This window comes from Novosphingobium rosa NBRC 15208, assembly GCF_001598555.1.
GTDB lineage: Bacteria > Pseudomonadota > Alphaproteobacteria > Sphingomonadales > Sphingomonadaceae > Novosphingobium > Novosphingobium rosa.
This window is the reverse complement of record NZ_BCZE01000089.1, coordinates 1-26,664: the sequence shown is the minus strand read 5'-3', so window position 1 is coordinate 26,664 and position 26,664 is coordinate 1. Positions and strand designations below refer to the sequence as shown.

The window sequence follows — 26,664 nt, the reverse complement described above, 5'->3', positions numbered from 1 at the left end:
GGGCAATCTCGATCAGGTGACCGCGCTTGCCGCCGATCCCGATGTCTTCGGGCGGGTCTATATCGGCTATGTCGGATCGAGCTGGGTCTGGGGTGAACCTGCCCCTTGCAAGACCGCCAAGCTGCCCGAGGGCAAGAGCTGCTTCAAGGTCCAGTAAATCCCGACATCAACCCGGCAGGGCAAAACCCCATGCTCGCCTCCCCGGCCATATGGACGCGGGCGGGGGCTTGAGCTTATGGCGGGCGGGTCATTACAGGAGGCCGCATTGGACAAGACCATCACACTCAAGCTCACCGAGGATGAAGCCGAGCTCATCTGCGACGCGCTGGAAGAAGACATGCAGGGCTACGTCGATTCCATGAAGGAAGCGCGCGGCAACAACAATCACGCCGATGTGAAGACCTTCGGCGAGGCGGCTGAACGCATCCAGAGCCTGATCAACCGCGTGCGCGCGCTGATCGACTGATTGGACCTGATGGCGCGGTCTGGCGCCCTGGCCGGGCCGCGCCGTGCCCTCCATCGGGCAGCCTGACGCCGTGCAGCATCGCTGCGGCGCAACCGGGCAAAACTGTGCTTGCCTTTCAGGGCGCTGCGCGTGATGTCTCGCGCCCTCACGCTGAAGAGGGCCTTCAAGGTCTTTTCGGCGCCCCCCACATTCACCACACAGAGTCAGGTTCAGAAGCATCATGAAGGGATTGGCGTTTATCGATCGGGGCGCGGTGCTGTTTGTCGGCATGGCGGTCGGGGCGGTGCTGCTCTTTTCCTTCGAGCATGACGGCAAGGTGCTTGAACCCCTCTTCGCCGACAAGAGCGCCAGCCTGGCCCCTCCGGTTGCGGCATCGGCGGTTCCCGCCGGGGCCCCGGTTCAAGGTCAGGCCCCGGTTCAGGCTCAGGCAGCGCCCCCGGCCATGGTCCTGCCCAGGGGCGGCTGCACCGATGATTTCCCCCATTCCTCCCGCGTGGCGGCGGCGCTGCGCGAGAATCGCCCCATCACCATCGGCGTGCTGGGCGACAGCTTTGGCGATGGCATCTGGGCCGCCACCGCTCAGAACTTCCTGAGGAAAAAGGGCTTCAAGGTCACCCAATGGTCGAAGGAGGGGATCGGCTTCACCCGCTATCGCAGCCTTGATCTGCTTGCCGACGCCAAGAGCCGTTTCGCCGATCAACCGATCGACGTGGCCATCATCGATTTCGGCGCCAATGACACGCAGGGCGTGCGGGATGGCAACCATGGTTTCGTCTATATGACGCCGGGCTGGCAGAAGGTGATCGGCGGCAGGGTGGAAGCGCTGGTCACCTATCTGCAGGGTGAGGGCGTGGCTGTCGCCTGGATCGGCCTGCCGCGCATGCGCAAGGCTGACTATGACAGTCAGGTTCAGTCCATGAACGCCTTCTACACTGGCCTGATGTGTCGCCTGCATGTGCCCTTCACCAACGCGGTGCCCGTCAGCGAGGACAAGGATCACCATTTCTCCAAGGAGTTGGTCGATCCGTTTACCAACAAGAGCTACAATGCGCGGGCCGAGGACGGAATTCATATGACCTTCCATGGCTATAGCGTCATCGCCCGGCCGGTGTGGCAACGCATCGAGGCTCTGGCGCCGCCCTCCGCCGGGGTGAAGCAGCCGGGCGCGGCCCAAAAACCCGGCGAGGCCCAAAAACCCGGCGAGGCCAAGTGAGGATGCTCAGCCGCATGCATGTCCTGTCGCGTAAGAAGCTGGGACGCCTGACACTGGCCAGCGCAATTCCCACGCCGCGCGGCCTGCGCCATCTGGTGTTGACGCCCGCCGCCATGCTGCTGGGCACCTGTGTCTATGGGCAGACGATCTACAATCTGCCGCCGGGCACCTATGCCTCGCCAGTGGTCCAGCCTCTGCCCACGACCCCGGCGGCCGAAACGATCAGGACCGTGCCGGGGCAGCTGCGCAACCCTGCCGCCATCGCCTCCTTTCTGGTCAAGCTGCCCTTTGCCACGGGCGCGGTGCCGCCGCTCTCCATCGTGCAGATCGGTGACAGCCATACGGCGGGCGATATGCTCACCAATGGCTGGCGCGTGCGCTGGCAGGCCGAATATGGCGCTGGCGGGCGCGGCGCGCAGGCGGTGGGGCGGCCTTATCCGGGGTATCTGAGCTGGGGCGTCACCGCGCGCCAGAGCCCGGACTGGATTCCCAATTCGATCTTCGGGCGCCAGCGCACCGAGGGCGGCGCGCTGCTCGGCCTTTCGGGCTTCACCCAGACCGCGCAGCATGCCGGGGCGTCCCTGAGCCTGAGCGCGGACAGCGTGGCCTATCAGTTCGACCATTTCAGCCTCTGCGGCCTCACCGGCCCCGACAAGGGCGTGGTCCATGTCGCGATGAGCGGCACCGAGCGCGACTGGTCCTTCGCTGCCGCCACGCCGGGGGCGACCTGCTTCGATCTGACCACGCCTTTGCCGGTGCCCTCGGTCTCGATCACCACGGTGGATGACCGGCCTGTGAGCCTCACCTCTTGGGAGAGCCAGCATCAGGCGGGGGGGCTCACGCTGTCCAATCTGGGGGTGGTGGGATCGCGGCTGATCCATTTCACCCGCAATGACGACAAGGTTCTGGGCGTGGAGCTGCGCCACACCCATCCCGATCTGGTGGTGATCGCCTTCGGCACCAATGAGGGCTTCGACCCCGGCCTCAAGCTGGATGAGGCGGAAACGACCATGCGTGAGCAGATCGCCCGCATCCGCCGCCTGCTGGGTCGCAACGTGCCGATCCTGCTGCTTGGGCCCCCCGATGCCGCCAGCAGCCGCTCCGATGTGGCGCTGCCCGGCCTGAGCCAGACGGTGGCCTGCGGCAATGGCTGGTCCGTGCCGGGCAATCTGGCGCGCATCCGCGCGATGCAGATCCGGCTGGCGCAGGAGATGAATCTGGCCTTCTGGGACTGGCAGGGGGCGATGGGCGGCAGCTGCACCACCATGAACTGGGTGGCGCAGGGCCTGCAGCGCGGTGACCATGTGCATTTCACCGCGGATGGTGGCAAAAAGCTGGGCGAGGCGCTGGCCGCCGATCTCGACCGCGCCCGGCTCGATCTGACGAAGTAAGCCTGCACCCATGCTGTTTCCCACACTGGTCTTCCATGGCTTCTTCCTGATCGTCTTCGCCCTCAACTGGCTGATGCGCCGGGCGGGGGACTGGCGGCAGATCATGCTGCTGGTGGCCTCGTGGATTTTCTACGGCTGGTTCGATTCGCGCTTCGTGCTGCTGCTGCTGGGCAGCGCCTTCCTCAACTGGGGGGCGGCGCGGCTGATTCTGGGCGATCCGGCGCGCGGGCGTTTCTGGCTGAGCGCGGGCGTGATCGCCAATCTGCTGATTCTGGGCTTTTTCAAATATTACGGCTTCTTCACCCATGAGGTGAATGCCGGGCTGGCGGCTCTGGGCTGGAGCAGCAGCCTGCCGGTGGTGGATGTGATCCTGCCGGTGGGCGTGTCCTTCTTCACCTTTCAGGGCATCAGCTATGTCGTCGATGTGTGGAAGGGCCGCAGCGAGCCCGCGCGCCTGCTCGAGCTGACCTTCCTGATGAGCTTCTTCCCGCATCTGGTGGCCGGGCCCATCGTGCGCCCGGGCCATATCCTGCCGCAACTGCGCGAGACGCCGTGGCTGAGCCGGGGCGCGGCGGCGACCAGCCTGGTGCTGATCGGCTGGGGCCTCATCAAGAAGGCGGTGATCGCCAATGAGCTGGGCGTGCAGCTGGTCGATCCTGTGTTCAACGATGCCGCTGCCCATTCGGCGCTGGATCTGGTGATCGCCTCCTATGGCTATGCCATCCAGATCTACTGCGACTTTTCGGCCTACAGCGATATGGCGATCGGCTTTGCCGGTCTGCTGGGCTTCCGCTTTCCGCGCAATTTCGATCAGCCCTATCGCGCCGCCTCGTTGCAGGATTTCTGGCGGCGCTGGCATATCAGCCTGTCGAGCTGGCTGCGCGACTATCTCTACATCGGCGTCTTCGGCGGAAACCGTCAGGCGCAGTGGCGCGTGTGCCTCGCGCTGTTCGGCACGATGGTGCTGGGCGGGCTGTGGCATGGCGCCAGCGTGAATTTCGTGATCTGGGGCGCACTGCACGGCGGCATGCTGGTGGCCGAGCGGTTGTGGAAGCTGGCGCGGCCCGAGCATTGGCCCGCGCTGCCCGCATGGATCGGCGTGATCTTCACCTTCCATATCGTGACGCTGGCCTGGATCTTTTTCCGCATCCCCCAGTTCGAGGATGCGACAGCCTTTATCGGCCGCATCGTCGCCGGGCAGCCGGGCAGCCTGATCGCCTCGCCCTGGACGGTGGGGATGATCGTGCTGGGGCTGGCCTGCCAGTTCGGGCCGCATGATGCCATCCAGCGGCTGGGCCGCCGCCTGAGCCTGCTGCCCTTCTGGGCGGTCGGTCTGGCGGGCGCGCTGCTGCTGTTGGTGGTGGAAGGCCTGCGCGGCGCGGGCGTGGCGCCCTTTATCTATTTCCAGTTCTAGGGAAAGCGCGATGAGCCAAGGATTGCCCTGGGGAGACTCCCCCATCGATCTGTCCGAGGAAGAGCCCGGCGAGGTCAAGTTCCTCACCCCCGAGGCTGCCGAAGAGCTGGACACCGCAGACGATGCCCTTTCGGACATGGGCCCGCATGAACGCACCGCCGCATGGGAGGTGCCGGGCATCAAGGCCGGTCTGGGATGGGTGTCGGGCGCGGTGGCGGTCAGCACGCTGGCCCTGCTGGGGCTCAATTCGCATGCTCTGGCCAATTGGGCCGATCAGCTGCCGGTCATGTCGGTGACGGCGCCCGTGGTGAGCGCCGCCGACGGCTGGCACGATGCCGCGGGGCAGCTGGGCCTCAACACCGTGGTCGATTCTGTGGAGGGGGCGGCCAAGGCCATGCGCAAGGCGACATGGCCGGGCCAGAAGCCGTCAACGGACGGCGAGGGCGGGGGCGCAGACGCCCCCACCTGAATCAGCGGTAAAAGACGTGGTCGTCGATCTGGGCGACCTGCACGCGGCCATGCATCGGATGGCCCACGGTGTGGAAGAATATCGCGCCGGGCACGACATCCTCGCCTTCCCCCTTCAGGGTGGCGGTGGCGATGACCACGGCTTTGCGCCAGGTCTCACCGGTGCGCGACGGGTTGTAGCGGTTGACGTTGAAGAACTGGCCGGGCTTCATGACGGTCTCGCAGGCATCGGTGCCGGCGACCTTCATGCGGGCGCGGATGACCTGCGCCACGGCGACCTGACCCCGGTGGATCTGATTGGCCGCTTCATGGACGATGACCTTGGCCACGCATTCGACCTGGCGCATGTTGGGGCCATTGTCGGGCGAAACCGTGTCGGTCACGACAGTGTCGCTGGGGGCGGTCAGCTCGGGCTGGGTGAAGCCGGGCTGAGCATCTGACTGGACCTGAGCGGAAGGCGTTTCCGTCTGTTGTCCTGCGGCATGGGCGGCTGAATTGGCCGGTTGCAGGCCCGTCACAAGGGCAACCACCGGCAGCGCAAACATGGCGCGGGATACAGATAAACGCTTCATTCCATCTTGTCACAGGGGCGCGAGTTCGTTCTGCAGGCGCGAAAACGCATATACATGCGCTTGCAGAGATCCCTCACGTCTTGCTTCACATCGGCGGATGTGGATCATCCTGCCATATGCTGGGCTGTGCCGGGCGTTTGGCGGCATTTTCCCCCTGAGTCAAATCTGGCACGTCGAAACGGGGTTTTCCCAAGGGCAGCGGTTGGCCGCAAGCTGCTTGACCGGGAACCAAATAGGGTCGCTTCGCGTTACACGGCGCCGCCTTTTCAGGGCAGGGGATCGCCAAGTGTCAGATTCAACATGGCATGATGCAGCTGCGAAGGCGTGAGGTCGATTCGGCGGTTCTCGCCACGCATTGGTTGGCCCTTTTCGTCGAATCGCATCATCACATAGGGCGTGTGGCGATCGCCATGCGGCTGCGTGGCGCCGGGGATGCTGGGGCGATGGTCGCCGAAGAACACCAGCAGCGCCGGGCGCTGCAGCGCGCCGATCCGTGCGATCAGCGAGGAGAGCATGGCGTCGCTGTTGCCGAGCAGGCGCAGATAGCTGCGCTTCAGATCCTTGTCATGATGGCCGCCGGTTTCCTCGGGCGCCCAGGGGCCGTGATTCTCGATGGTGACGGCATAGAGCATCATGGGCCCCGTGGCGGCCTGCGCCAGCGCGACCAGCTCGTCGGCGATGGCGGCATCGGTGACATAGCGGCCCTCTTCGGGCGTGGGCGGGGCGAAGCGGTCTTCGGCCACCAGCTGCGCGAAACCGGCGGCAGGCATGATCGCGTCGCGGCCATAGAAGCGCATGTCATGCGGATGGACGAAGAGGCTGCGCCAGCCCGAGGGCGCCAGACGCGCGGGCAGGGCATAGGAGGCCTCGCCCAGCGCGGTGAGGAAGGGGTCATAGCTGCGGAAGCCCAAAGCCTCCTCGCTGCGGCCGAACAGCACGCCATATTCGGTGCGCATCGTGTAGGCGCCAAAGCCGCTGACGGCCAGTTGCCCCCATTGCCACGCCTGAGCGCGCGCGGCGGTGAGGCCGGGGAGGGGCTGGCCCGCGGGGAAGAGGTCTTGCGGATCGGCGAAGGATTCGCCCTGGATGACCACCAGCAGTTCGGGCTGAGGCTGGGTGGGGGATTCGCGCAGGGGGGCGGGGCAAGGCGCCGGGTCCGCACTGCGACGCCAGCTGCGCCAATAGAGCAGCAGCACGGGGATCAGCCCATGACGGCGCAGATCGGCGGGCGCATCGGGGCGCTCGGCCAGAGCGCGAAAGGCGCGGCTGCGCAGGCTGAGCGCCAGCACCGTCACACTCACCACGGCCAGAGCAACCCCGGCCAGATGCGGCGGCAGAGCCGGTACGAAGAGCCATGCCAGCACGCCCAGCAACGCGACAAAGATCGCGCCCGCCACGATGCGTTGCCAGACCCGTATGGCGGAAAGATAGAATTGCGGATGGCTGAAAACCGCCCCGATCAGCGCCAGATCGGAGAAATGCAGCGGCTCGCCCAGCATGGCATGCTTGGCGTTGGAGACCAGCACCAGCAGCGCGGGGAAGGCCAGAGCCAGCACGGCGGCGGTGGCGACATGGCCGCTGAGCGCCAGAAACAGACCGAATTGCGCGGTGATGCTCCAGCCCAGAAGCCACAGGCCGGGCAGGCTGCGCCATGGTCGCCCGGTGCGCGGCCGAACAAGCGCGTCAAGCAATGCGGCAAGCACCAGCATTGCCGCAAAGATCAGTATGTTACTTTGTATCACAGTTCTGTCGCACCGCCCCGGTACTGTCCGTCGGGCGCTGCATAGCGTGGCTGCTCTTCACTGTCATCGCCCTTATGGTCAGGAGGACTTGCTGGAGATCAAGGAGCGTTCTAACGCGGTTCAGCAAAGGCCTTTTATGGCCCGGGCCGGTTGGCTCGTGATGACGGAGCGTTTTTTCAGATGCCAGATTTTCCGGTCGCGCCTTCGGCTCCCGCCGATTCCGCGCAACATGCCTGGGCCGGGGCCGAAAAACGCAGGGTGCTGTTGCTTCAGGGGCTGATGGGCCCGCTGTTCCGCAGCCTTGGCCGCGGGCTGATGCGCGATGGCCACACGGTCTACAAGATCAACTTCAACGGTGGCGATCGTGCCTTCTGGCGCCTGCCCAACGGCATCGACTATCGCGGATCGATGGAGGAATGGCCCGAGGCGTTGGCCGCCATCCTGCGCGAGAAGAGCATCACCGATGTGGTGCTTTTCGGCGATTGCCGCGCGCATCATCTGGTGGCGCGCGAGGTGTGTCAGGCCATGGACATCCCGATGCATGTCTTCGAGGAAGGCTATATCCGCCCCGATTGGGTGACGTTGGAACTGGGCGGCGTGAACGGCCATTCCACCCTGCCGCGCGATCCGGTCTGGTATCGCGAGACGGCGGCGCAACTGCCGCCGGTGCCGCCGCATGCGCAGGTGCCCTCCTCCTTCCGCCGCCGCGCGACCGAGGGGCTGGTCTACAATGTCGCCGATGTCTTCACGCGCTGGCATTATCCGCATTGGAACAATCACCGTCCGTGGTCGCCGCTGGTCGAGGGCATGGGCTGGATGCGCAAGCTGAGCCAGGGCAAGGAAAAGCGTGCCCGTGCCGCCGAGCTGATCGCCCGGCTGGAAACCTCGGATCAGCCCTATTTCATCTTTCCGCTGCAGCTTGATTCGGATGCGCAGATCCGCCTGCATTCGCCCTTCTCGGGCATTGCCGAGGCGATGAAGCTGGTGCTGGAATCCTTCGCGGCCCACGCTCCGGCGAACACGCGGCTGGTGGTGAAGGAGCATCCGCTCGACAATGGCGTGCGCGACTGGCGTCAGCAGATGTTCGATCTGGCCGAAATGCTCGGCATTCGCGACCGCGTCGACTACATGGACTGGGGCGATATCGTGCCGGTGACGAAGCGCTCGCAGGGCATGGTGACGATCAACAGCACCAGCGGCACACTGGCGCTGGCGATGGGCGTGCCGGTGGTGGCGCTGGGCCATGCCGTCTATGACATTCCCGAGATCACCTATCAGGCCGGGATCGACGCCTTCTGGCAAAATCCGCTGGCGCCCGATGAGGAAACCTTCGCTGCTTTCCGCCGCGTGCTGATCGAGCGCTGCCTGATTCCCGGCGGTTTCTTTTCCGAAGAAGCGTTGGAAAAAGTGGTGCGCCATGCCGTCGCCCGGCTGGAAGGGCGGCGACTGCTTCCCGAATAGGGTCTTACCAGCCCGGCGGGGCGAAGGAACGCAGCAGCCGGTCCCGCAAGGGGCGCGGCAGCAGGCGGTCGAAGAGGCGCAGCAGCGCGAAGGGCCATGGCGTGACCAGATGGGGGCGCCCGGCCAGCGCCGCGCGCAGGATGCGCCTGGCGGCGTCCTCGGTGCTGATCGACATGGGTCTGTCGCCGGGCACGGCGCGCCCAGCTGCCGTGTCGATGAAGCCAGGGGAGACTAGTGTGACGGTCACGCCGTGCGGCTGCAGGGCGATGCGCAGCGAATCGGCAAAGCGGGCGAGACCCGCCTTGCTGGCGGCATAGGCCCCGGCAAAAGGCAGGGCATGAAAGCCCGCCGCCGAGCCGATCAGCACGATCCGCGCGGGATTTTCAGCGATTTGGGCGCGGCTGGCCATACGCTCGCCCAATGCGGCGGCCAGTGTGGCCGGGGCCACGAAATTGACCGCCCCCAGCCGCGCCACCAGTTCCGTTGATTCGATCAGCGCGCCCTTTTCGCGAATATCGCCCAGCCCGGCGGCGAAAATTGCCATGTCGAAAGGCCGCGTGTCATCCTCGGCGCGCAGGGCGGCCACCGCTCCCGCGACATCGGTCAGATCCTGCGAGCGCCATTCGGCATTTGCCCCAGCCTGCGCACAGACTTCGGTCAAAGCCTTCAAACGCGCTTCATTGCGCCCCCACAGCGACAGATGCACGCCCGGTCGGGCCAGCTGTCGGGCCAGCGCTCCGCCGACCTCGCCAGAGGCACCGGTCACCAGAATTGCACCTTTGTAAAATGTCTCGTTCATCTCTTATCTTTTTTATCACAGCTAAGGGATATAACCGGTCTGTCAGGCGCTTACCCCTTGACAGAAATTGCCCTCTCCTGTCCAGAATTCGACCAAATGATCAGTCACGACTTCAAGACGACGCGTATCAGGCTGTTCAGAAATGAATGGTTGGAGAAGTTCACCCTTCTTTCGCCCTTCATGTTCGCCCTGATCTGGAGCGTAGCGATCCCGCTGGTGGTTTGGGCGGGCTGGGGCGCTGTGCGCCCGCTGGCCGGGCTTGGGCTGATGGCGCTGGGCCTCGTGGTCTGGAGCCTGTTCGAATATGCCATGCACCGCTATCTGTTTCACTGGACGCTCGATTGGGCGCCGGTGCGCTGGCTGGTTTTCCTGATCCACGGCAATCACCATGAAAGCCCCAATGATCGCATGCGCAATCTGATGCCGCCGGTGGTCAGCCTGCCGATCGCGGGGCTGATCTGGTGGGGTTTCGTGGCGCTGCAGGGGGCTTCGGGCACCTGGACCTTCCTGGGCTTCATCCTGGGCTATCTGGGCTATGACGTGGTGCATTTCGCCTGCCACCAATGGCCGATGCGCGGGCGTCTGGGCATGGCGCTCAAGCGCCATCACATGCGCCATCACTATGTCGATGAGCATGGCAATTACGCCATCACCGGCCTGTTCTGGGATGTGGTGTTCGGCAGCCGGATCACCTCGGTGAAGACGAGCAACGAATCTACGGCCAACGCTGGCTGAAAGCCGATGTTGGCGGGGCCACGCTGAGACGGCCCCAACCTTTTCCTGTCACAATCCTTCGTGCTGCAGCCCGGCGATAGCCTGCGCGACGATCTGCATATGCGTGCCCCAATCGGGCTCCCGCCAATCCGGCAGACGCTGCATCTGCGCCTGCCAGACCGGTCCGCACTGGGCATGATCGAGGATGGCCGCGCGCCAGCCGGGCCCGTCGAGCGGATCGAGATAGTCCGGTACGCTGCCGCCCACCTCGCGCATGGCGGCCAGATCGCTGCAGATCACCGGCGTGCCCACGGCCAGCGCCTCGGCCACCGGCATGCCATAGCCTTCCGCGAAAGAGGGCAGCAGCAGCGCCCGCGCCCCGCGCAGCAGCGCGCCGATTCGTGAATCGGGGCAGCCGTTCAACTCCTCGACATGGTCGCGCAGCGCGGGACAACGCTCCAGCATGTCGAGAACTTGCTCGTTTTCCCAGCCGCGTCGGCCGATGACGACCAGACGAGGCACATCCTTTGGAGGCAGGGTTTCAGCCATCTGGCGCCAGAGATGGAGCAGCAGAAGGTGATTCTTGCGCGGCTCGATGGTGCCGACGCAGATGAAATAGGGCCGCCCATCCGCGGAGACGGCGGGCGGCACCTGCGCTACCTTCTCGGTGCCGAGCAGGGCGACGTGGAGGGCAATCTCCCGCCCCGACTTTTCCGCCCATGGCCGGAAAGCCTCCAGCGTGGCGGCGGAATTGCCGATGATGCCATCGGCCAGCGCCGCCAGCGTGGCCATGCGCTTGCGATGCAGAGCCGCGCCATTGGGCCGGGCATATTCGGGAAACTCGATGGGAATCAGGTCATGCACCAGGCAGAGGAAGCGCGCCTGCTCGCGCGCCAGAATGCGGCGCACCTTGTCCTGCCGCGTCAGATGATGCGGCGAAACCTGAACATAGACCCCGCCCTTGCCGCCCGGCGAAAAGGGCCGGGGCAGCAGCCGCATCAGCCACGGCAGGATCGAGACCAGCGAACGCTGACCCTTCGATCCTTCCTCATTGGCCCAACGCCGTTCCAGCTCGTCGAGATAGGCCAGCGCCGCATCGCGCCGCAGCGCGCCATAGAGCCCGCCGGGATGCACCGCAACGAACTCCAGCCTTTCGCCGTAAAGCCCTAGCAAGCCGCGCGCATAGGCCATCTCCACCCGGTCCACGCCGGAGGGGGTGCTATGGCGCAGCCGCGAGATCAGCCGCGAGAGATCCAGCACCACGCGGCTCATCGGGCCAGTCTCCGCAGCGGGGCCATCAGCTTGCCTTGCCAGCGGCGCAGTCCCGCGATCCAGTCGAGGCGGTTATGCGCCAGATCGCTGGCCATGCGGCTGACCAGCACTTCGGGCGGGCAGGGCAGGCCGGTGACCGGATCGAGATAGCGAGGGTAGAGAATCAGGACGCCCGCCACCAGCTCATCGAGCGACAGCTGGCGCCCACGCCGGTCCGGCACAGCGCCCAGATCGCGGGTCAGGCCCCATCCGGCGTAGAAGGGCGTGCCGTGGCAAGTCACCTCGCGCCCGCGCATCAGCGCCTCGAAACCGGTCAGCGAGGTGAGGCAATGCACCGCATCCACCGCATCGAGCAGCGGCGCCATGCCGCCGCCGCGCATGATGCGGTCGGCCACGGACAGCGCCTGATCGTCAGAGACGGCGCCCTTGCGGTGGCCCGCATCGACATCCGGGTGAGGGCGGAACCAGATTTCGGCGTCAGGCTCCAGCGCGCGGGCGCGGCGCAGCAGTTCGAAATTGGAGTGCAGCCCGCCGCCGCCCGCCAGCACCGACATATCGTCCTCCACTTGACCCGGCACCAGCACAAGGCGGCGGCCAGCTTGGCGCTGCGGCAGGGTGCCGGCGGTGCCGGCGGCATATTTGCTGATACCCTTGGCCACGATGGTCTCACGCAGGGCGCGGGCGCGGTCGAGCATGTCGGAACCGAATTGTGTTTCGGCCAGAATTACCTCCAGATCGCTGGGGCTGGAGGGGTCGAAATGGATGCCGCGCCGGTCGACCACGATCGAGGAGGGCGGCACCAGATTGCTGCCCAGCCCCACCGAGCGGACAAAGCCGTCCTCCACACGCACCAGCGGCACGCCGCGCGCCTTGGCCTGAGCCAGCAGGGCAGGAGACACGCGTGAGGGCCAGATCGCCACCGCGCCGCCCTGCTTTTGAGCAGCGGCCAGCGCGCGGCGCGGGCTGGAGATCATCCGCAGCTTTTGCCCGGAAGACCAGAGAAATTGCCGGATTTCAGCCCGCTTCCACCAGGCCATGCCGCTGGCGACGACAATGCCGCGATTGCCGTCGAGGATGCGCCGCCATTCACCCAGCAGCGCGATGGCCTTGAGCGGTTCCATCGGTTGGCCGGTGAAGGGGTCATGATAGGCGGCCGAAGCAAGGGCGCGGGCGGCCTTGGCGTTCAGTGCCTGCGCATCGTCGGGGAATTCGCCGAAGCGGCCCGGTGAAAGCAGTTCGACCGTCACGCCGAGGATCGCCGCCAGCGCCACCCATTCGTCATCGCCATGCGCCACCAGACGCGCCGCGCCGGGCAGCACCGACCATGGATCGATGGGGTCCGACGGGTCGATGCAGCGCGCTGTCGGCAGCATGGCGGTTTGCTGCGCCTGATCGGAGACATTGTGCGTTCGAACCAGAATGGTCCCGGGGGTGGAGGGGGAGGCGGGCTCGGCCCAGAAGGCGCCGCCGACCCGTGCCTGACGCAGCGCATCGAGCAGCGCGGCGGGGGCTGCGGGCAGTTCATCACCCTCAGGGAGGGATTGGGAGAAGGACGTGGTCAGGCCGGGGAAAGGCGGCGCACGCAGCAGGGGAGGCGGCAAAGTCATGGCCGAACACCCCAATCGGTGATGTGCAGATCACCATCTTCACCGCGCTGGATTACGCCATAGCTGCCGGTGGGCAGTTTGAGATGCGGCAGGGCCTGCGCCGCCTGCGCCAGCGCCGGATCGGCCAGCAGGGCGAAACGCGCCGCGCCATTGCTGGTGACCAGCAGCAGGGGAGCATTGCCGGGCGGCGCGGCGAAAAGATCGCGCCATGCGGCTTTGCGGGTCTCGGCCTCGACGGTCCAGCCGGGAGGCGGCGTGGCATGATGGTCCCATGCTGCCAGCGCGTCGGGGCCAAGGCGGGCCAGCACTTCGTCCTCGGTGCGGTTTTCGTCGGGACCGTGGTCAATTTCGGCCAGCCAGTCGCGGGGTTGGGGGGCGGGTGGGCTGGGCTGGGCGGCGAGGATCGCCTCGGCAGTCTCGCGCGTGCGGCGCAGCGGCGAGATCAGCGCTTGTCCGAAATGCCAGCCCTTCGCGGCGAAATGCGCGCCCAGCGCCCGCGCCTGTTGTTGCCCGCTGCCTGTCAGCGGCAGGTCGGTGCGGGCGCCGATGCGGCGCGGCGCTTCTGAGGCAGCGAAGGTGTTTCCATGGCGGACGATCACGAACATGGGAGTCGCCTAGAGGGTTTTCTTGTCCGTTGGGAGTGCCCGGCGGCAAAAGAAACGTGATTGCGGCGGATTAGCCCGGAAAGGGATCGCCCAGTCGGGCAATGGCGGCTTCGGCCAAAGCGACATCGGCGGGCGTGTCGATCCCCGAAAGGGCGTGGCTGGGGGGCTCGACCTCCAGCGTGTCGATGCTGCGGCCGCCTTCGAGGAAGCGCAGTTGCTCAAGGCTTTCCAGCCTTTCGTAGGTGCCCGGAGCGCTGTCGGCGAACCATTCGAGCGCTTCCAGCCGATAGCCGTAAAGCCCCAGATGCTGCCACACCGGCGAAACAGGCCCCGCGGCGCGCAGTTTGGCCTCATCGCGCAGGGCCGGGATGATGTTTTTGGAAAACCACAAGGCGCGGCCATCGGGCGCGCGGGCGCAGGTGGTGCCGCTGAAGGGCGCCGCGATCTTGTGCTGGCGCAGCCGGTCGAGCCGCTCCCAGTCGAGCCTGTACACCGGCGTGGCCACATCGGCTTTGCCGCGCCGCAGCGTCTCGATCAGCCCGGCGATGGTGGCGGGCGGGATAAAGGGCGCATCGCCTTGAAGATTGACCACCAGTTGCGGGCGCTGCGCCTGCTGGCGCGCCGCCGCGCAGGCCCGCGCCGAACCGGATTCGAGCGCGGCATCGGTCATTGCCACGGCCACACCCAGTTCGGCGGCGTGGTCGGCGATGCGCTGGTCATCGGTGGCGACCACCAGCGTGCAATGCCCGGCCTGCGTCGCCGCCTGCCGCGCCATCGCCACCACCCGCTCCAGCAGCGTGCGGCCCGCGATGCGCAGCAATGGCTTGCCCGGCAGGCGCGATGAACCGTAGCGCGCCGGGATAACGATCAGGTCGGGCGCGCCGGAACCGTCGCTGTCAGGCAACGCCGGTCCTCACCAGATCATGGATATGGACGATGCCGATCAGCGTGGAATCACCCTCCACCACGAAAAGCACCGAAATGGCGTTCTCATTGAGGATGCGCAGCGCTTCGGAGCCCAGCATATCGGCCGACACCATCAGCGGCGTGGGCGACATATGCTGGCCGATCTGGTCGTTCAGATCGTGGACGGCGATGCAGCGGCGCAGATCGCCATCGGTGAAGGCGCCGACCAGCCGGCCCTGCTCATCCACCACGGCGGTGCAGCCATAGCGCTTGCGGCTCATTTCGATGGTGGCGTTCACCAAAGTGGCGTTGCGGCTGACGCGGGGAATGGAATCGCCCACGCCCATCAGATCGCCCACTGTGGCCAGCTGCGCGCCCAGGCGGCCACCGGGATGGAAGACGTGGAAATCGGAGGGCGTGAAGCCGCGCGCCTCGATCAGCGCCACCGCCAGAATGTCGCCCAACACCATTTGCAGCGTGGTCGATGAGGTGGGGGCCAGATTGTTGGGGCATGCCTCGCGCACCATGGGCAGTTCGAGGCAGATGTCGGCGGCGTGTCCCGCCGTGCTGTCGCGATGCGCGGTGGCGACGATCAGCTTGATGTTGAAGCGGTCGCAATAATGGAAGATGTCGACCAGCTCGCTGGTTTCGCCCGACCAGGTGATGGCCAGCACCACATCATTCTCGGTGATCAGGCCCAGATCGCCATGGCTTGCCTCGCCGGGGTGGAGAAACAGCGCGGGCGTGCCGGTGGAGCGCAAGGTGGCGGCGATCTTGCGACCGATGTGGCCGCTCTTGCCCATGCCGCTGACGATGATCCGGCCCTGTGTGTTGACCATGACGTGGATGGCGCGTTCGACCGCCGCGCTCAGCTGCGGCGATTCGAGGGCGGATTTGAGGGTTTTGAGCGCGTCCAGCTCGATATCGAGGGTCTTGAGCGCCGAGGCAGCCAGGCGGGCCTTGAGCAAAGCGGTGTTCATAGAGCCCCCAAATTAGTTAAACGCACGTAAATCTCCACCTTGGCGGGCCGGTTGATTATGGGAAGCTGGCGGGGATTGCCAGTTGTTTCGATACTCGCCATGGGGGATTGACAGTCAGCGAAGGTGAAGGTTCCCCTTCATTTCGCCGCGATCAGACGATTTTCTAAATGTATGGCAGGTGAACAATGATTCTGTGCGGGCGTAAAATCGGTCAGGACTTGCCTCTTTTCGTCATCGCCGGGCCTTGCGTGATCGAAAGCGAGGAGATGACGCTGTCGATCGCCGAGGCGCTGGCCGGAAGCGCGCAAAAGCTGGGTCTGCCGCTGATTTTCAAGGCTTCGTTCGATAAGGCGAACCGCAGTTCGGACCGCTCTTTCCGGGGTTTGGGCATGGAAGAAGGGCTGCGCATCCTCGACAAGGTGCGTGCGCAAACCGGCCTGCCGATCCTGACCGATGTGCATGATGCCAGCCAGGTGGAGGCGGTGGCCAGTGTGGCCGATGTGCTACAGACGCCAGCTTTTTTGGCGCGGCAGACGGATTTCATCGCGGCGGTGGCGGCCTCTGGCAAGCCGGTGAACATCAAGAAGGCGCAGTTCATGGCGCCCGGCGATATGGCGCAGGTGGTGGCCAAGGCGCGCAATGCGGCGACAGCGGCGGGGCATGATCCCGACAATTTCCTGGTCTGCGAGCGGGGGGCCTCTTTCGGCTACAACACGCTGGTGTCGGATATGCGTTCGCTGGCGATCATGGCGGAAACGGGCTGCCCGGTGGTGTTCGACGCCACCCATTCGGTGCAGCAGCCGGGCGGCCTGGGTGACCGTTCAGGCGGTCAGCGCGAGTTCGTGCCGCTGCTGGCGCGCGCGGCGGTGGCGGCTGGGGTTTCGGGCGTGTTTATGGAAACGCATCCGGATCCGGACAAGGCGCTGTCGGATGGGCCGAATGCCGTGCCGCTGGATCAGGTGGAGCCGTTGCTGGCCAAGCTGCAGGCGATCGATGCGCTGGTGAAGGCGGGGTAAGGTGAGGGCGAGGGGCTGATGTGGTCCCTCGCTCCATGCTGTTAAGGGGCGTATCGGCTGACCGCGATGGCCACCAGCAGCGATGCCGCGATGGCCATGGCCGTTTCGGACAGCGAGTGCGTGTTCCATTGCCACACTTCAAGGCCGGCATAGCCCGGCATGTTGGCGCGGCGGCCGTGGCCGAAGGCTTCGATCCACTGGTATTCGCGCTGAGTGATCTCGCGCATGATGCACACGGCAGCAGCGGCGAAGCAGCCGATCCAGATGGCGGCCTTGTTCGTGGCCTTGAGGGCGCGGCCAATCAGCCAGCAGGCGAGTTGGATACCTAAAGCGACGGGGATGTGTGCGAGCATTGAGCCTCAGCGTTTGTGAGTTGTGGAGGCCCCGGGGTGGAAGGGGTCATGCATGCGGCATTTCGCAAAGCGCGGCTGCCACCGGATTTCACAGAAGGCTTGGCGATTCACTGTTGAGATGGCTTTCCGTAAGAAGTACCTTGGTTTCTGAAGGCATCTGAATATTTTCTGAATGAAATTAAGATGACATCAATAATCAGATCAGATAGTCACGCGCCAACATAGGGGCAAACCAGGGACTATTGGTGATCCACAAGAAGACTGTTCGTCGCTCGAATCGGGCGGCGTTTTTCGGTGCGCGTGTCAGTTTCGTGGCTTTGGTGGCGGCTATTCCTGCCCAAGCCTGGGCCCAATGCTCCCCCGATCCCAGCCAGAGCGGTACGGCGGTCATCTGCTCGGGCAGCGATACAAATGGCTATACGATCAGCACCAGCGCCTCGCCTTTGACCGTCAACAACGGTGCGAGTGTGAGCAACAGCGGTGCCCCTGCGATCACCGTATCGATCCCTTCGACGGGCAACTTCAACACGCGTTCTGCCACGATCACCGTCAATGGCACGGTGACGGGCAGTGGGGGCGCTGGCATCAGCGTGCTGTCGGGCCCCCTCGGCTCGAACAGCTACGACTATTACGGCACCAATGCCACCATCACCGTGGGATCCGCCGGTGCCGTCAGCGGCACCTATGGCATCACCGCGACACAAAGCTCTGGCAACAGCTATGGCGGGGTGACCGTTTCGATCGACAATGCCGGCAGCATTAGCGGCACAAGCGGCGTGGCGCTCTACGGTTCCAACAGCTACGGCTATTTCTCATCCGTCACCAACCGCACGGGCGGGACGATCGGTGCGATTCAGGCCAATGTGGGTTCCATCAACAATGTGGGCACGATCGATGGCGGAGCGCTGAGCGCCATCGCGCCGGCGACTGGCACCACCAGTTTTTACGGCGGCATCGGCAACAGCGGCACGATCACCTCGGCCAGCACTGCGGCGACCATCGCCAATTACAACAGCACGATCACCAATGCCGGCACCATCAGCAACACGAGCAGCGGCGCAGCGATCAACGCCATCTCGATCAGTCTGACCAATCTGATTGGCGGCACGATCAGCGCGGGCGGGGCCAATGTCATTGGCACCAGTGCCACCAACGCCAGCATCTACAATTGGGGCGCGATCACCAACACCGGCACCGGCACAGCGATAGCCGTGAATGGCGCCCTTTCCGTAACCAACAATGCGGGCGGCATCATCTCGACCGCCGCAGGCAACACGGTGCTGAGCACGACCGGTGCGCTCAATCTGGTCAACAGCGGCTCGATCATCGGCAATGTCAGCGCGGGGTCGGGGACGAACCCGGGGGGCAGCACCATCGATTCGACCGCTGGCACAATTACCGGCAACCTGACGTTGGGCAGCGGCAATGATACGCTGATCGCCACGCTGAAGAATGGCAGCCTCTACACCGGTATTTCCGGCGTGATCAACGGCGGGGGCGGCACCAACACTGTCCAGCTCAAGACGACTGCCGATACGACGCTTTCCTCGGCGGTCAGCCTGCCCACCAATTTCACCGTGCTCGATTTCGTACCCACCTCCGGCACCACGGTGACGCTGGCCAATGGATTCTCTAATGCCGGCATGATCTCTTTCGATGGCTCCGGCACGCTCAACAATCAAACGACCCTGAGCGGCTCGGGCCAGATCATCGGTCAAAGCGGTTATTCGGGCGGCGGCACGTTCAGGAACGATGGCACGATCTCCACGACCAACCCGCTGGGCGACCCGGCGGTCGGCCTAACCTCTGCCTCGATCAACAACACTGGCACGATCTCGGCCAGCGGTGCGGGTGTGGTGCTTTCGAGCGGTAATAATTTCATCAACAGTGGGACGATCACGGCGCAAACCGTAGCGGCTTCACTCTATGTCGGCGGCACCTTTACCAACACCGGCACGATCCGCTCCGTGAGCAGCCAGGGCCTCTCGCTGACCTTGTCCGGAAGTGGCACGAACAGCGGCGCCATTTCGGGGGCAAGCATTGCCCTTGCCCTGAAGAGCGGCACTTTGGTAAACACCGGCACGATCTCCGGTAACGATGGCGTGACGCTGAGCAGCTATGCCACCATCGATAATGAAGCCGGCGGCACGATCACGGGCGGCTCATGGGCGATCAACAATTCGGGGTTCAATTTTAACGCCCGCGTGATCAACGCCGGTACGATCAATGGCAACGTCGATCTGGTCGCCAGCGGCTTTTACACCGGTTATGTCACCAGCAATATCTATTGGTCCAAGGCCGGTGGCGTGCTCAATGGCAATCTAGCGCTGGGCAATGGCGACATGCTGATCACCAGCCTGACCGGCAGCGGCACAAGCGGCTATGCCGGGATCAATGGCACGGTCAATGCCAAGAATTCGGTGCTGCGCTATGATGTCACTGCCGATGCCAGTGATACTTTGGCGGCCCATGCGGGCTTCACCACGCTGGGCTATCAGGTTGCCAGCGGCGCCACACTGACGCTGGGAACGAACGGCACCTATGGTTCCACGGTCACGCTGGCCGGGCAGGGCAATGTGGTGCTCAACGGCACAGTGTCGACCAGCAATGCTGCGGCGCTGACCACCGCCTCCGTGATCCAGCAGGGCAATTCGGTTCTGCCCACGGCATTGACCATCACCAACAATGGCGCACTGGCCAGCACGCGCGGCAGCACCTCCAGCTATACCGGCACGGTGCTGCTGCCCTCCGGCTATAGCTACACCGGTACTGGCAGCGGCATTGTCGGCTCCACCTTTATCAACAATGGCCAGGTAAGTTTCACGGACACAACGGGGACAACCAGTCCCTATGCCGCCGTGTCCAGCCTTGCGGTGGTCAACAATGGCAGCATCAGTGCCGCAGGGGGTAATGGCGTTTCGGCGACCACGCTGACCAACAGTGGCAGCATCACCGCCACCGGCAACGCCTTCCTAAGCACCGGCAGCAGCACTATCAACAATAGCGGCACGCTTACCAGCACCGCTGGCGCCGCCATCCGCAGCTCAAGCTATTCGAGCACTGGCGACACGCTGAACAATCTTGCCGGGGGCAGTGTTACCGGTGTGGGCACGGCGGTGCAGATGATCGGCGGTCTGGTCAACAATGCGGGCACCATCAACGGCAACGTCAATCTCGGCTATACGCCTGCTGGCGGAGCGAACAGTGTTTCGGGCATGTATATCGCCAATGGCGGCACGCTGAACGGCGATCTTGCCTTTGGCGGCGGCAATGCCATTCTGGTGGAGACCGGTTCCGGTTTCGGCGTGACGGGTACGATCACTGCGGGCTCGGGAACCAACTGGATCGGGCATCAGCGCAGCGGCACCGCCACGGTGACCTTGGGCAGCACGCTGCCCAGCGGCTTCACCAATGAGTTCACCGTGGCGGCAGGGTCTACCTCGAAAGTGACGCTCACCGGGCCTTCCGGCTATGCTGGCAACCTCTATGTTGGCGGTGCGGGTACGATCATCAACCAGGTGGCCACCGCCGGCTCCGTCTATGGCGTGGGTTACTTGGGTAACACGCCCTATGCGGGCATCGAGTTGGCCGGTTTCCTTAACCAGGCCAATGTCCGCAGTGTGTCGCTGAGCGCTGCCACCTTCAGCAATACGGCTTCTATCGGCTCTTCCAGCCTGGCTGGTGCGGCCGTCACGCTCAGTACAGCGAATGGTTTCACCTTCAGCAACAGCGGAGCAATCACAAACGATGGCAACTCGGCGGCAGTCCTGCTGTCGGGAAGCACGGCCAATAGCAGCAGCATCGCAAACAGCGGCACTATTATCGGGGGCATGAACGCCAATCTCACCGTGGCCTCAGGAAACTCGGTAAGCATCACCAACACAGGCGCCATCAGCGGTTACCAGCAGCCACTGTATGTCGCCTTTCCGAGGCCTCCCTACTATCTGATTTACGTCGACACCGCGCTGACGGCCACCGCTTATGGCGCCAAAAATCTGACTTTGAACAACAGTGGCATGATCACCGGCGCGATCAATCTGGGTGGGAGCGCCGCCACGCTGCTCAACAACAGCGGCACGATCAATGGCGCGATGAGCCTGACCGGTGGCGATGTTACACTGATCAACAGCGGCACGATCACTGGCGCCATTATGACGGGTGCTGGCAACGACAGTCTGATATTGGGTGGTGTTGTCACCGGGGCCATTTCCACAGGAGACGGCGATGACAGCATTGCCTTGAATGGTGTGTTCTCGGGCAGTATTGATGGTGGCGCGGGCACCAATAAGCTTTCGATCAGCAGCGGCACGCAAGCGGCACCTGTGGCTCTTACTTTTGTACGCAACATTGGGGCGTTCACCCAGACTGGTGGTTTCGCCACCGTCTCGGGTTCGGGTACTTTCGGCACCGCCACGTTGACGGGCGGGCGTTTGGTCGGACTGGCCGGGTCGATCCTCAATGCCGACAGCTTTAACGTAGGCAGCAATGCCACCTTCGGTTCGGCGGGCACGGTCAATGGTAATGTGGTGGTCAGCGGCACTCTGAGCCCCGGCGCCTCGCCCGGCACGATGACGGTGAACGGCAATGTGACGCTGAACGGCGGATCGACCTCGCTCTTCGAGATCACGCCGACAGTGTCCGACAAGCTGATCGTCAATGGCAAGATGACCATCCTGCCTGGCAGCACGCTGCAGATTGCCGCCACCGGCCCGGTGAAGGTGGGCTCCACGCTCGATCTCATCACCGCCTCGGGCGGGGTGAGCGGCACCTATGATACGGTCACGGGCCTTGCGGGCAGTGTGCGCACGCTGGCCAATGGCGATCTGGGCCTACTGGTGCAATTCGCCAATCCGGACAGCTACAATCCCCAGCTGCGCCGCGCCGTCGCCTATGTGAACAGCGCCATGGCGGCCAGCAGCGCGCCTGCGGCACTGAATTCGGCGCTCTCCGCGCTGCAGGACGGCAATGGCGCGCCAATTGCTTCGGCCTTCGCGCGATTGACGCCTGAGCCCTATGCCGATGCCTTGCAGATCGGCACGGAAACCGCTTTGTCGCTTTCCGGCAATGCCCGGACTCTCGGTGAGGGCGAAGCCAATGGCCCAACCCATATCTTCGCCTTCGGTCAGGGGCTGGGCAGCCTGCGCCAGTTCGCCAGCCGCGAAACGCAAGGCGTGAGCCATGCCACGATCAACGGCTTTGGCGCGCTGGGCGGGCTTGGTCTGGCCGGGCAGGACTATGCCTTCTCGGCCTATGTGGGCTGGATGGATCAGAGCCAGTCGATCTCGGCACTGAGTGCCTCGACCAAGGCGCGCGGCGTGGTGGGCGGTGTGGCTGCTCGTTTTGGTGGGGCGACGCGGATCACGCTGTCGGCCAACTATGACGCGGCCCACGCGTTGACCCGTCGTTATGTGCCCGATGCGGGGACCATCTCGACGGCCTATTCGCTGCCGAGCTGGTCCTTCGATGCCTCGATCAGCCATGCGGTGCCGCTGGGGCAGGGCTGGATGGTGCGCCCGCAAGTCGGCACGACCTGGGTGACGACCAGCCATGATGCCATCAACGAGGCCAGCGCTCATCCCTTCGCGCTGAGTGTGGACAAGGCCGATATCACGCAGGGCTTTGTGGATGCGGGGCTGGGCTTTGAGACGGCGCCGGATGCGACTGGGCCTTGGCGGCGCTTCCTGACGCTGGGTGTGCGTTATCGCGTTCAAGGCGACCAGATGGCGGCCACGGCGGCGCTGGCGGGTTACTCCTCCAGCCTTGCGGCGCTGGGCGTGGGGCGTAACCGGGTCGACGCCACTATGGCGGCTGGCGTGGAATATCGCCTGGCGCCGGGAGCCAGCCTGTTCCTCAATGCCTCGGGCGAGCTGGGCAAAGCCAGCAAGCGTGAGAGTGTGACGGCGGGGGTGCGGTTCAGGCTGTAAAGTGGGATGGGGTGGGAGCGCGGCGATGCGCTCCCACGAAGATTGGGACTGTTATCCCTGTCGAGGCGATCGTATCGGCGCCGATCGATCTGGAGACTGCCGGTAGTATCCGTATCCCTTATATAAGGGCGGGGTTGGGGGGTGAATCTGAATTCAAGTGAATCGAAAATTGCGATTTTATTTCAAATACCAACATGAATCTGTGTAAATTGCAAAGACAGGTTCATTCGGTTTACTTGTTATCTGGCTGCATATATTTCGACCTTTCTGAAACGAGATAGGGTCGTTGCTTGAAATAAATGTTACAGAGCGACCTTCCCACCCTCCGCCGATATAGGATATTGTTGATTTCCCAGTAATTTTCCATAACAAATGAACTGTGTCTAATGTAATCGACGACGCGCTGGCAATATTGGAACTAGTATTGTTGATGGACGTAATGTCCCTTACAAAACTGTTTCCAGAAGGTATGCCGTATATTTCCATTTTTTTATTATCGCGGGCATCAATGTTTGAAAGGGTTATATTTTTATTTTGGCCAGAAAGGAAAATACCGAATTGGCCTTTTGAAGATAATCCTGCGCAATCTGGGCGAATTGTGGAATTTGTGATTTGAATTTCTCCGATCCCTTTACCTGCATAGACGCCGTTTTCACCATAGCCACATAAGGTGCTTGCTGTAACGCGAAGGTTCGCATTGGTCTCGATGCTTATGGCATTGCCTGCATTACCCAGTGAACGAAGTCCGGTGAAGGTCAGTGTGGTCACTGTGCCTCCGCCTGTATTTTGGATGATGATCCCGTCGCCAGATGAACTGGATGCCCAGCAGGCATTGCAATTCAAACCTTTTACTGCCGCGGACGGTGCGGTGGCGTCGAGTGTGAAGGCGGTCGAACCGTTGGTATCTCCTAGGTAGGTATCGGCAAAAGTGGTCCAGATGACTTGCTGATTGGATTTGGGCGCGATGGATGTGCCAACCTGGCAATAAATGGCATCGCTGTGTGTGATGAACAGGCCGCCAGCATCATAAATCATGAAGCAACTGGCGGGCCGGGCATCTGAATTGACGCTGGTGACGACCACATGGTCCAGTTTGTTGTCAACGGATCCTGCCTGTGCGGTGCTGCTGCCAATGCTGATGACGTTGCATTGGGATCCTTCAGAATTATAAGCATAGAAATTTTCGACCCGATGCAGCGAGCCATTAAGATCAAGGGCGCCACAAGAGCCGGTGATATAGATATTCCGCATGGTAACCTGCTGGGAAGACGGCGATACTCGGATAACCGTTCCTGTCGCGGGACCAGCAGCGCTTGCATTCACCGTCAAGTCACGGAGCGATGCACCTAATCCGTTCAGCATGATCATTGGGTTGAGGTTTGCGGCGCCGGCGGCCAATCCCCGGTTCGTTGATTTGAGGCCATTGCCTTTTAGTGTCACGCCTGCTCCGACCGTCAGGGTTGAGCCTATCACGCAATTTGCGGTGCCGTTGATGACTACTTCGCTGGTTTCGGTCGCCGCAGCATAGGAGAGGGCTGCGTTGATTGCACGGGCATCGTCCGTTACTCCGTCGCATTTCGCGCCAAAATTTTTGATGTCAATGCCTTGCGCTGAAAGAGCACTTCTCAAGCACTTCTGGTTCAACTCGGGTCTTGTCGATCTTTCGTTGTCTTTCTCTGGCTGGTTCGCGCATATCATATCGGTTTTGCGGTAAGGCAGGGAAGGGACATTACTTGGCTCAGCATATTTTTCTTCCCATGCATGTTTTAAGCTGAACGGCTTCATTGTGAGCGCGTCGTTCTCTTCGATGTAGATCGTTGGTAGGGACGCGGAAGCCTTGCTTATTGCGGGATCCGCAGAGTTTACAAATAGCGGTATGTCGTTCGTTATTGCGGATTGTGGCGACGGCAGTGGCAAGCTAGCAGCGGGGATCATCCTATTTGAATGATTCGAAATGGCCGCGCTTGCTGAACTCGGGGTGGGGCTAACGAAGAAAAGAAAGCCTATGAAGGCAAGGTGTGGTAATTGCATGATGCCTCCTTCATTTAATTTTGCGAAAATAAATTAATGAAGTTTGTAGAATTTTTAAAAATTCAATATCTTTATTAAAAGATCAAAAAATTTTAACTAATTAATCTGATATTATCGGGCTTCGAGGTGGGCCTAATAGGGTTTTTATCCTGCATGGTATATGGTGTGTCTGTGGTGATGGAAGATTAGAGCGCTACTCGATCCAGTATTATCGCCATTTGATTAGATAAATCGAGGAGCATTTTGAGATGATTACGCCAGTGGTTTTGTGCGGCGGGAGCGGAACACGTTTGTGGCCGCGCAGCCGGGCAAGCAAGCCCAAGCCGTTTCTTCCGCTGGTGGGGGACCGCACGCTGTTCGAAGCCGCGCTGCATCGCGCGGTGGATCGCTCTGTCTTTGCCGCGCCGCTGATCGTGACCGGCAAGGCGCATCTCGAACATGTCGAAAGCCAGCTGACCCTCGCGCCCGACGCGGGCGTGGTGGTGGAGCCTTCCGCCCGCAACACCGCCGCCGCCATCGCCCTGGCCGCGCTGCGCCTGCCCGAGGATGCGGTCATGCTGGTCTGCCCCAGCGATCACCATATCGGCAATCCCGAGGCCTTCGTGGAAGCAGCTCGCCGCGCCGAAGCTCTGGCGCAGCAGGGCTGGTTGGTGGCTTTCGGCATCGCCGCCACCGCGCCGGAAACCGGCTTTGGCTATGTGAAAAGCGGCGAGGCGATTGTCGGCACCGGTGGCTACAAGGTCGACCGCTTTGTCGAGAAGCCTGATCTGGAACGCGCCATGCAGTTCCTGAGCGAAGGCACCTACAGCTGGAACGGCGGCATCTTCGCCTTCCGCGCCGGTGACTATCTGCGCGAGTTGGAAGCCCATCGCCCCGATATCGCCGCCGCCGTGCGCGAGGCCGTGGCGCAAGGCCATGAGGATGGCCGCCGCTTCCATCCCGATGCCGCGCTGTTCGCCGCCGTGCCCAGCGAATCGATCGATTATGCCGTGATGGAAAAGACCCAGCGCGCCGCTGTCGTCCCCGCCGCCATGGCCTGGAGCGACATCGGCAACTGGCACGCCCTGTGGGAAGCGCGCGACCGCGACGCGGCCGGCAACAGCGTCATCGGCAAGGCGGAACTGGTGGGATGCCGCAACGTTCTGGTTGAGAGCGATGGCGCGCATGTCTCGGTCATCGGGCTGGAGGATGCCATCGTGGTCGTTGACGGACCCGATGTGATGATCACCTCGGTGGCGGGCGTGCAGAAGGTCGGCAAGCTCTACGGCGCGGCCAACCAGTAAAGGAAATTGTAGTGAGCATCGTGGCCATTCAGGGCGAACTGCCCGTCAAGCTGGTGGACAAGCCCTGGGGCAAGACCGATCTGCCCCCGCCTTTCACCGCGCCTGATGGCCGCCAGATTGGTGAAATCTGGTTCGAACCGCCCGCCGCCCTGCCCGAGCTTTTGGTGAAATACATCTTCACCAGCGACAAGCTTTCGGTGCAGGTCCACCCCAGCGATTCGCAGACCATGGCCAAGGGTCTGGGCAAGCAGGGCAAGGAGGAGTGCTGGTTCGTGCTGGCCGCCGAGCCCCATGGCAAGCTGGGCATCGGCTTTCGTGAGCCGATCAGCCATGAGGCGATGCGCGCGGCCTCTCTGGATGGCAGCATTGAGGAGATGCTGGTCTGGCACGATGTGAAGCCGGGCGATTTCTTCTACATTCCGGCCAACACTGTCCACGCCATCGGCG

21 protein-coding genes are annotated in these 26,664 nt (G+C 63.3%); 11 read left to right on the top strand and 10 right to left on the bottom strand.

What is annotated here, in order from left to right; all coding sequences use genetic code 11:
* Positions 1 to 265: 265 nt before the first annotated feature.
* The 5 genes from SR3_RS25990 (at position 266) to SR3_RS25970 (ending at position 4,953) form a co-directional block, all read left to right on the top strand.
* Complete coding sequence (locus SR3_RS25990; RefSeq protein ID WP_068092802.1) at positions 266 to 466, top strand: hypothetical protein; 201 nt, start codon at positions 266 to 268, stop codon at positions 464 to 466.
* Positions 467 to 686: 220 nt separating this feature from the next.
* Positions 687 to 1,679 (top strand): DUF459 domain-containing protein, encoded by a 993-nt coding sequence (locus tag SR3_RS25985; protein WP_084455932.1) that lies wholly within the window; start codon positions 687 to 689, stop codon positions 1,677 to 1,679.
* A gap of 14 nt (positions 1,680 to 1,693) precedes the next feature.
* A complete protein-coding gene (locus SR3_RS25980; RefSeq protein ID WP_169805710.1) occupies positions 1,694 to 3,070 on the top strand; it encodes a GDSL-type esterase/lipase family protein in 1,377 nt (458 codons plus the stop codon).
* Positions 3,071 to 3,080: 10 nt separating this feature from the next.
* The gene (locus tag SR3_RS25975) at positions 3,081 to 4,484 is read left to right on the top strand and encodes an MBOAT family O-acyltransferase (protein ID WP_068092793.1); all 1,404 of its coding nucleotides are present in this window, start codon (positions 3,081 to 3,083) and stop codon (positions 4,482 to 4,484) included.
* Positions 4,485 to 4,494: 10 nt separating this feature from the next.
* Positions 4,495 to 4,953: a hypothetical protein gene (locus SR3_RS25970; RefSeq protein WP_157099121.1), complete on the top strand. Its 459-nt coding sequence runs from the start codon at positions 4,495 to 4,497 to the stop codon at positions 4,951 to 4,953.
* Between the two features lies 1 nt (position 4,954).
* On the opposite strand, the gene SR3_RS25965 is transcribed toward SR3_RS25970, so the two are convergent.
* A complete protein-coding gene (locus SR3_RS25965) occupies positions 4,955 to 5,524 on the bottom strand; it encodes a cell wall hydrolase (protein WP_084455931.1) in 570 nt (189 codons plus the stop codon).
* A gap of 266 nt (positions 5,525 to 5,790) precedes the next feature.
* Positions 5,791 to 7,233: an LTA synthase family protein gene (locus SR3_RS25960; RefSeq protein ID WP_174549196.1), complete on the bottom strand. Its 1,443-nt coding sequence runs from the start codon at positions 7,231 to 7,233 to the stop codon at positions 5,791 to 5,793.
* A 213-nt stretch (positions 7,234 to 7,446) separates the two neighbouring features.
* Here SR3_RS25960 and SR3_RS25955 point away from each other — a divergent pair, with 213 nt between their 5' ends.
* Positions 7,447 to 8,727 (top strand): capsule biosynthesis protein, encoded by a 1,281-nt coding sequence (locus tag SR3_RS25955; protein WP_084455930.1) that lies wholly within the window; start codon positions 7,447 to 7,449, stop codon positions 8,725 to 8,727.
* 4 nt (positions 8,728 to 8,731) lie between these two features.
* Here the strand turns inward: SR3_RS25955 and SR3_RS25950 are convergent, their stop codons facing one another.
* The gene (locus SR3_RS25950; RefSeq protein ID WP_068092786.1) at positions 8,732 to 9,526 is read right to left on the bottom strand and encodes an SDR family NAD(P)-dependent oxidoreductase; all 795 of its coding nucleotides are present in this window, start codon (positions 9,524 to 9,526) and stop codon (positions 8,732 to 8,734) included.
* Positions 9,527 to 9,622: 96 nt separating this feature from the next.
* On the opposite strand from SR3_RS25950, the gene SR3_RS25945 reads away from it, so the two are divergent.
* Positions 9,623 to 10,261: a sterol desaturase family protein gene (locus tag SR3_RS25945; RefSeq protein WP_068092782.1), complete on the top strand. Its 639-nt coding sequence runs from the start codon at positions 9,623 to 9,625 to the stop codon at positions 10,259 to 10,261.
* 48 nt (positions 10,262 to 10,309) lie between these two features.
* On the opposite strand, the gene SR3_RS25940 is transcribed toward SR3_RS25945, so the two are convergent.
* The 5 genes from SR3_RS25940 to SR3_RS25920 all read right to left on the bottom strand — a co-directional run bounded on the left by SR3_RS25940 (position 10,310) and on the right by SR3_RS25920 (position 15,610).
* On the bottom strand, positions 10,310 to 11,512 hold the full coding sequence (locus SR3_RS25940; RefSeq protein WP_068092781.1) for a glycosyltransferase family 4 protein: 1,203 nt from the start codon (positions 11,510 to 11,512) through the stop codon (positions 10,310 to 10,312).
* Complete coding sequence (locus SR3_RS25935; RefSeq protein WP_068092778.1) at positions 11,509 to 13,119, bottom strand: capsular polysaccharide export protein, LipB/KpsS family; 1,611 nt, start codon at positions 13,117 to 13,119, stop codon at positions 11,509 to 11,511. Before SR3_RS25935 ends, SR3_RS25940 begins: the two co-directional genes overlap by 4 nt.
* Positions 13,116 to 13,724, bottom strand: coding sequence for a histidine phosphatase family protein (locus SR3_RS25930; RefSeq protein ID WP_068092776.1), 609 nt, complete (start codon positions 13,722 to 13,724; stop codon positions 13,116 to 13,118). Before SR3_RS25930 ends, SR3_RS25935 begins: the two co-directional genes overlap by 4 nt.
* A gap of 70 nt (positions 13,725 to 13,794) precedes the next feature.
* A complete protein-coding gene (locus tag SR3_RS25925) occupies positions 13,795 to 14,628 on the bottom strand; it encodes a 3-deoxy-manno-octulosonate cytidylyltransferase (RefSeq protein ID WP_068092774.1) in 834 nt (277 codons plus the stop codon).
* Positions 14,621 to 15,610 (bottom strand): KpsF/GutQ family sugar-phosphate isomerase, encoded by a 990-nt coding sequence (locus SR3_RS25920; protein ID WP_068092770.1) that lies wholly within the window; start codon positions 15,608 to 15,610, stop codon positions 14,621 to 14,623. The genes SR3_RS25925 and SR3_RS25920 overlap by 8 nt, the downstream gene beginning before the upstream one ends.
* Positions 15,611 to 15,795: 185 nt before the next feature.
* Here SR3_RS25920 and kdsA point away from each other — a divergent pair, with 185 nt between their 5' ends.
* A complete protein-coding gene (gene kdsA / locus SR3_RS25915) occupies positions 15,796 to 16,626 on the top strand; it encodes a 3-deoxy-8-phosphooctulonate synthase (protein WP_068092767.1) in 831 nt (276 codons plus the stop codon).
* Between the two features lie 41 nt (positions 16,627 to 16,667).
* On the opposite strand, the gene SR3_RS25910 is transcribed toward kdsA, so the two are convergent.
* On the bottom strand, positions 16,668 to 16,979 hold the full coding sequence (locus tag SR3_RS25910; RefSeq protein WP_068092766.1) for a hypothetical protein: 312 nt from the start codon (positions 16,977 to 16,979) through the stop codon (positions 16,668 to 16,670).
* Positions 16,980 to 17,224: 245 nt separating this feature from the next.
* Here SR3_RS25910 and SR3_RS25905 point away from each other — a divergent pair, with 245 nt between their 5' ends.
* The gene (locus SR3_RS25905) at positions 17,225 to 22,903 is read left to right on the top strand and encodes a hypothetical protein (RefSeq protein WP_157099120.1); all 5,679 of its coding nucleotides are present in this window, start codon (positions 17,225 to 17,227) and stop codon (positions 22,901 to 22,903) included.
* Between the two features lie 177 nt (positions 22,904 to 23,080).
* Here SR3_RS25905 and SR3_RS31665 read toward each other — a convergent pair whose 3' ends face one another.
* Positions 23,081 to 24,934: a glycosyl hydrolase family 28-related protein gene (locus tag SR3_RS31665; RefSeq protein WP_157099119.1), complete on the bottom strand. Its 1,854-nt coding sequence runs from the start codon at positions 24,932 to 24,934 to the stop codon at positions 23,081 to 23,083.
* Positions 24,935 to 25,182: 248 nt separating this feature from the next.
* Between SR3_RS31665 and SR3_RS25900 the strand changes: the two genes are divergently transcribed.
* Both SR3_RS25900 and SR3_RS25895 read left to right on the top strand, forming a co-directional pair.
* On the top strand, positions 25,183 to 26,217 hold the full coding sequence (locus tag SR3_RS25900; RefSeq protein ID WP_068092761.1) for a mannose-1-phosphate guanylyltransferase: 1,035 nt from the start codon (positions 25,183 to 25,185) through the stop codon (positions 26,215 to 26,217).
* Positions 26,218 to 26,243: 26 nt separating this feature from the next.
* Positions 26,244 to 26,664 (top strand): class I mannose-6-phosphate isomerase (locus SR3_RS25895; protein WP_169805712.1); only part of this gene is annotated, 421 nt, incomplete at its 3' end.

Excerpts from the sequence above, each read along its gene's own strand:
- SR3_RS25950 (WP_068092786.1), bottom strand. The coding sequence starts at position 9,526 with ATGAACGAGACATTTTACAAAGGTGCAATTCTGGTGACCGGTGCCTCT.
- SR3_RS25955 (WP_084455930.1), top strand. The coding sequence starts at position 7,447 with ATGCCAGATTTTCCGGTCGCGCCTTCGGCTCCCGCCGATTCCGCGCAA.
- SR3_RS25985 (WP_084455932.1), top strand. The coding sequence starts at position 687 with ATGAAGGGATTGGCGTTTATCGATCGGGGCGCGGTGCTGTTTGTCGGC.
- SR3_RS25900 (WP_068092761.1), top strand. The coding sequence starts at position 25,183 with ATGATTACGCCAGTGGTTTTGTGCGGCGGGAGCGGAACACGTTTGTGG.
- SR3_RS25970 (WP_157099121.1), top strand. The coding sequence starts at position 4,495 with ATGAGCCAAGGATTGCCCTGGGGAGACTCCCCCATCGATCTGTCCGAG.
- SR3_RS25930 (WP_068092776.1), bottom strand. The coding sequence starts at position 13,724 with ATGTTCGTGATCGTCCGCCATGGAAACACCTTCGCTGCCTCAGAAGCG.
- kdsA (WP_068092767.1), top strand. The coding sequence starts at position 15,796 with ATGATTCTGTGCGGGCGTAAAATCGGTCAGGACTTGCCTCTTTTCGTC.
- SR3_RS25940 (WP_068092781.1), bottom strand. The coding sequence starts at position 11,512 with ATGAGCCGCGTGGTGCTGGATCTCTCGCGGCTGATCTCGCGGCTGCGC.
- SR3_RS25980 (WP_169805710.1), top strand. The coding sequence starts at position 1,694 with ATGCATGTCCTGTCGCGTAAGAAGCTGGGACGCCTGACACTGGCCAGC.
- SR3_RS25935 (WP_068092778.1), bottom strand. The coding sequence starts at position 13,119 with ATGACTTTGCCGCCTCCCCTGCTGCGTGCGCCGCCTTTCCCCGGCCTG.
- SR3_RS25910 (WP_068092766.1), bottom strand. The coding sequence starts at position 16,979 with ATGCTCGCACACATCCCCGTCGCTTTAGGTATCCAACTCGCCTGCTGG.
- SR3_RS25920 (WP_068092770.1), bottom strand. The coding sequence starts at position 15,610 with ATGAACACCGCTTTGCTCAAGGCCCGCCTGGCTGCCTCGGCGCTCAAG.
- SR3_RS25965 (WP_084455931.1), bottom strand. The coding sequence starts at position 5,524 with ATGAAGCGTTTATCTGTATCCCGCGCCATGTTTGCGCTGCCGGTGGTT.
- SR3_RS31665 (WP_157099119.1), bottom strand. The coding sequence starts at position 24,934 with ATGCAATTACCACACCTTGCCTTCATAGGCTTTCTTTTCTTCGTTAGC.
- SR3_RS25960 (WP_174549196.1), bottom strand. The coding sequence starts at position 7,233 with ATGCTGGTGCTTGCCGCATTGCTTGACGCGCTTGTTCGGCCGCGCACC.
- SR3_RS25975 (WP_068092793.1), top strand. The coding sequence starts at position 3,081 with ATGCTGTTTCCCACACTGGTCTTCCATGGCTTCTTCCTGATCGTCTTC.
- SR3_RS25945 (WP_068092782.1), top strand. The coding sequence starts at position 9,623 with ATGATCAGTCACGACTTCAAGACGACGCGTATCAGGCTGTTCAGAAAT.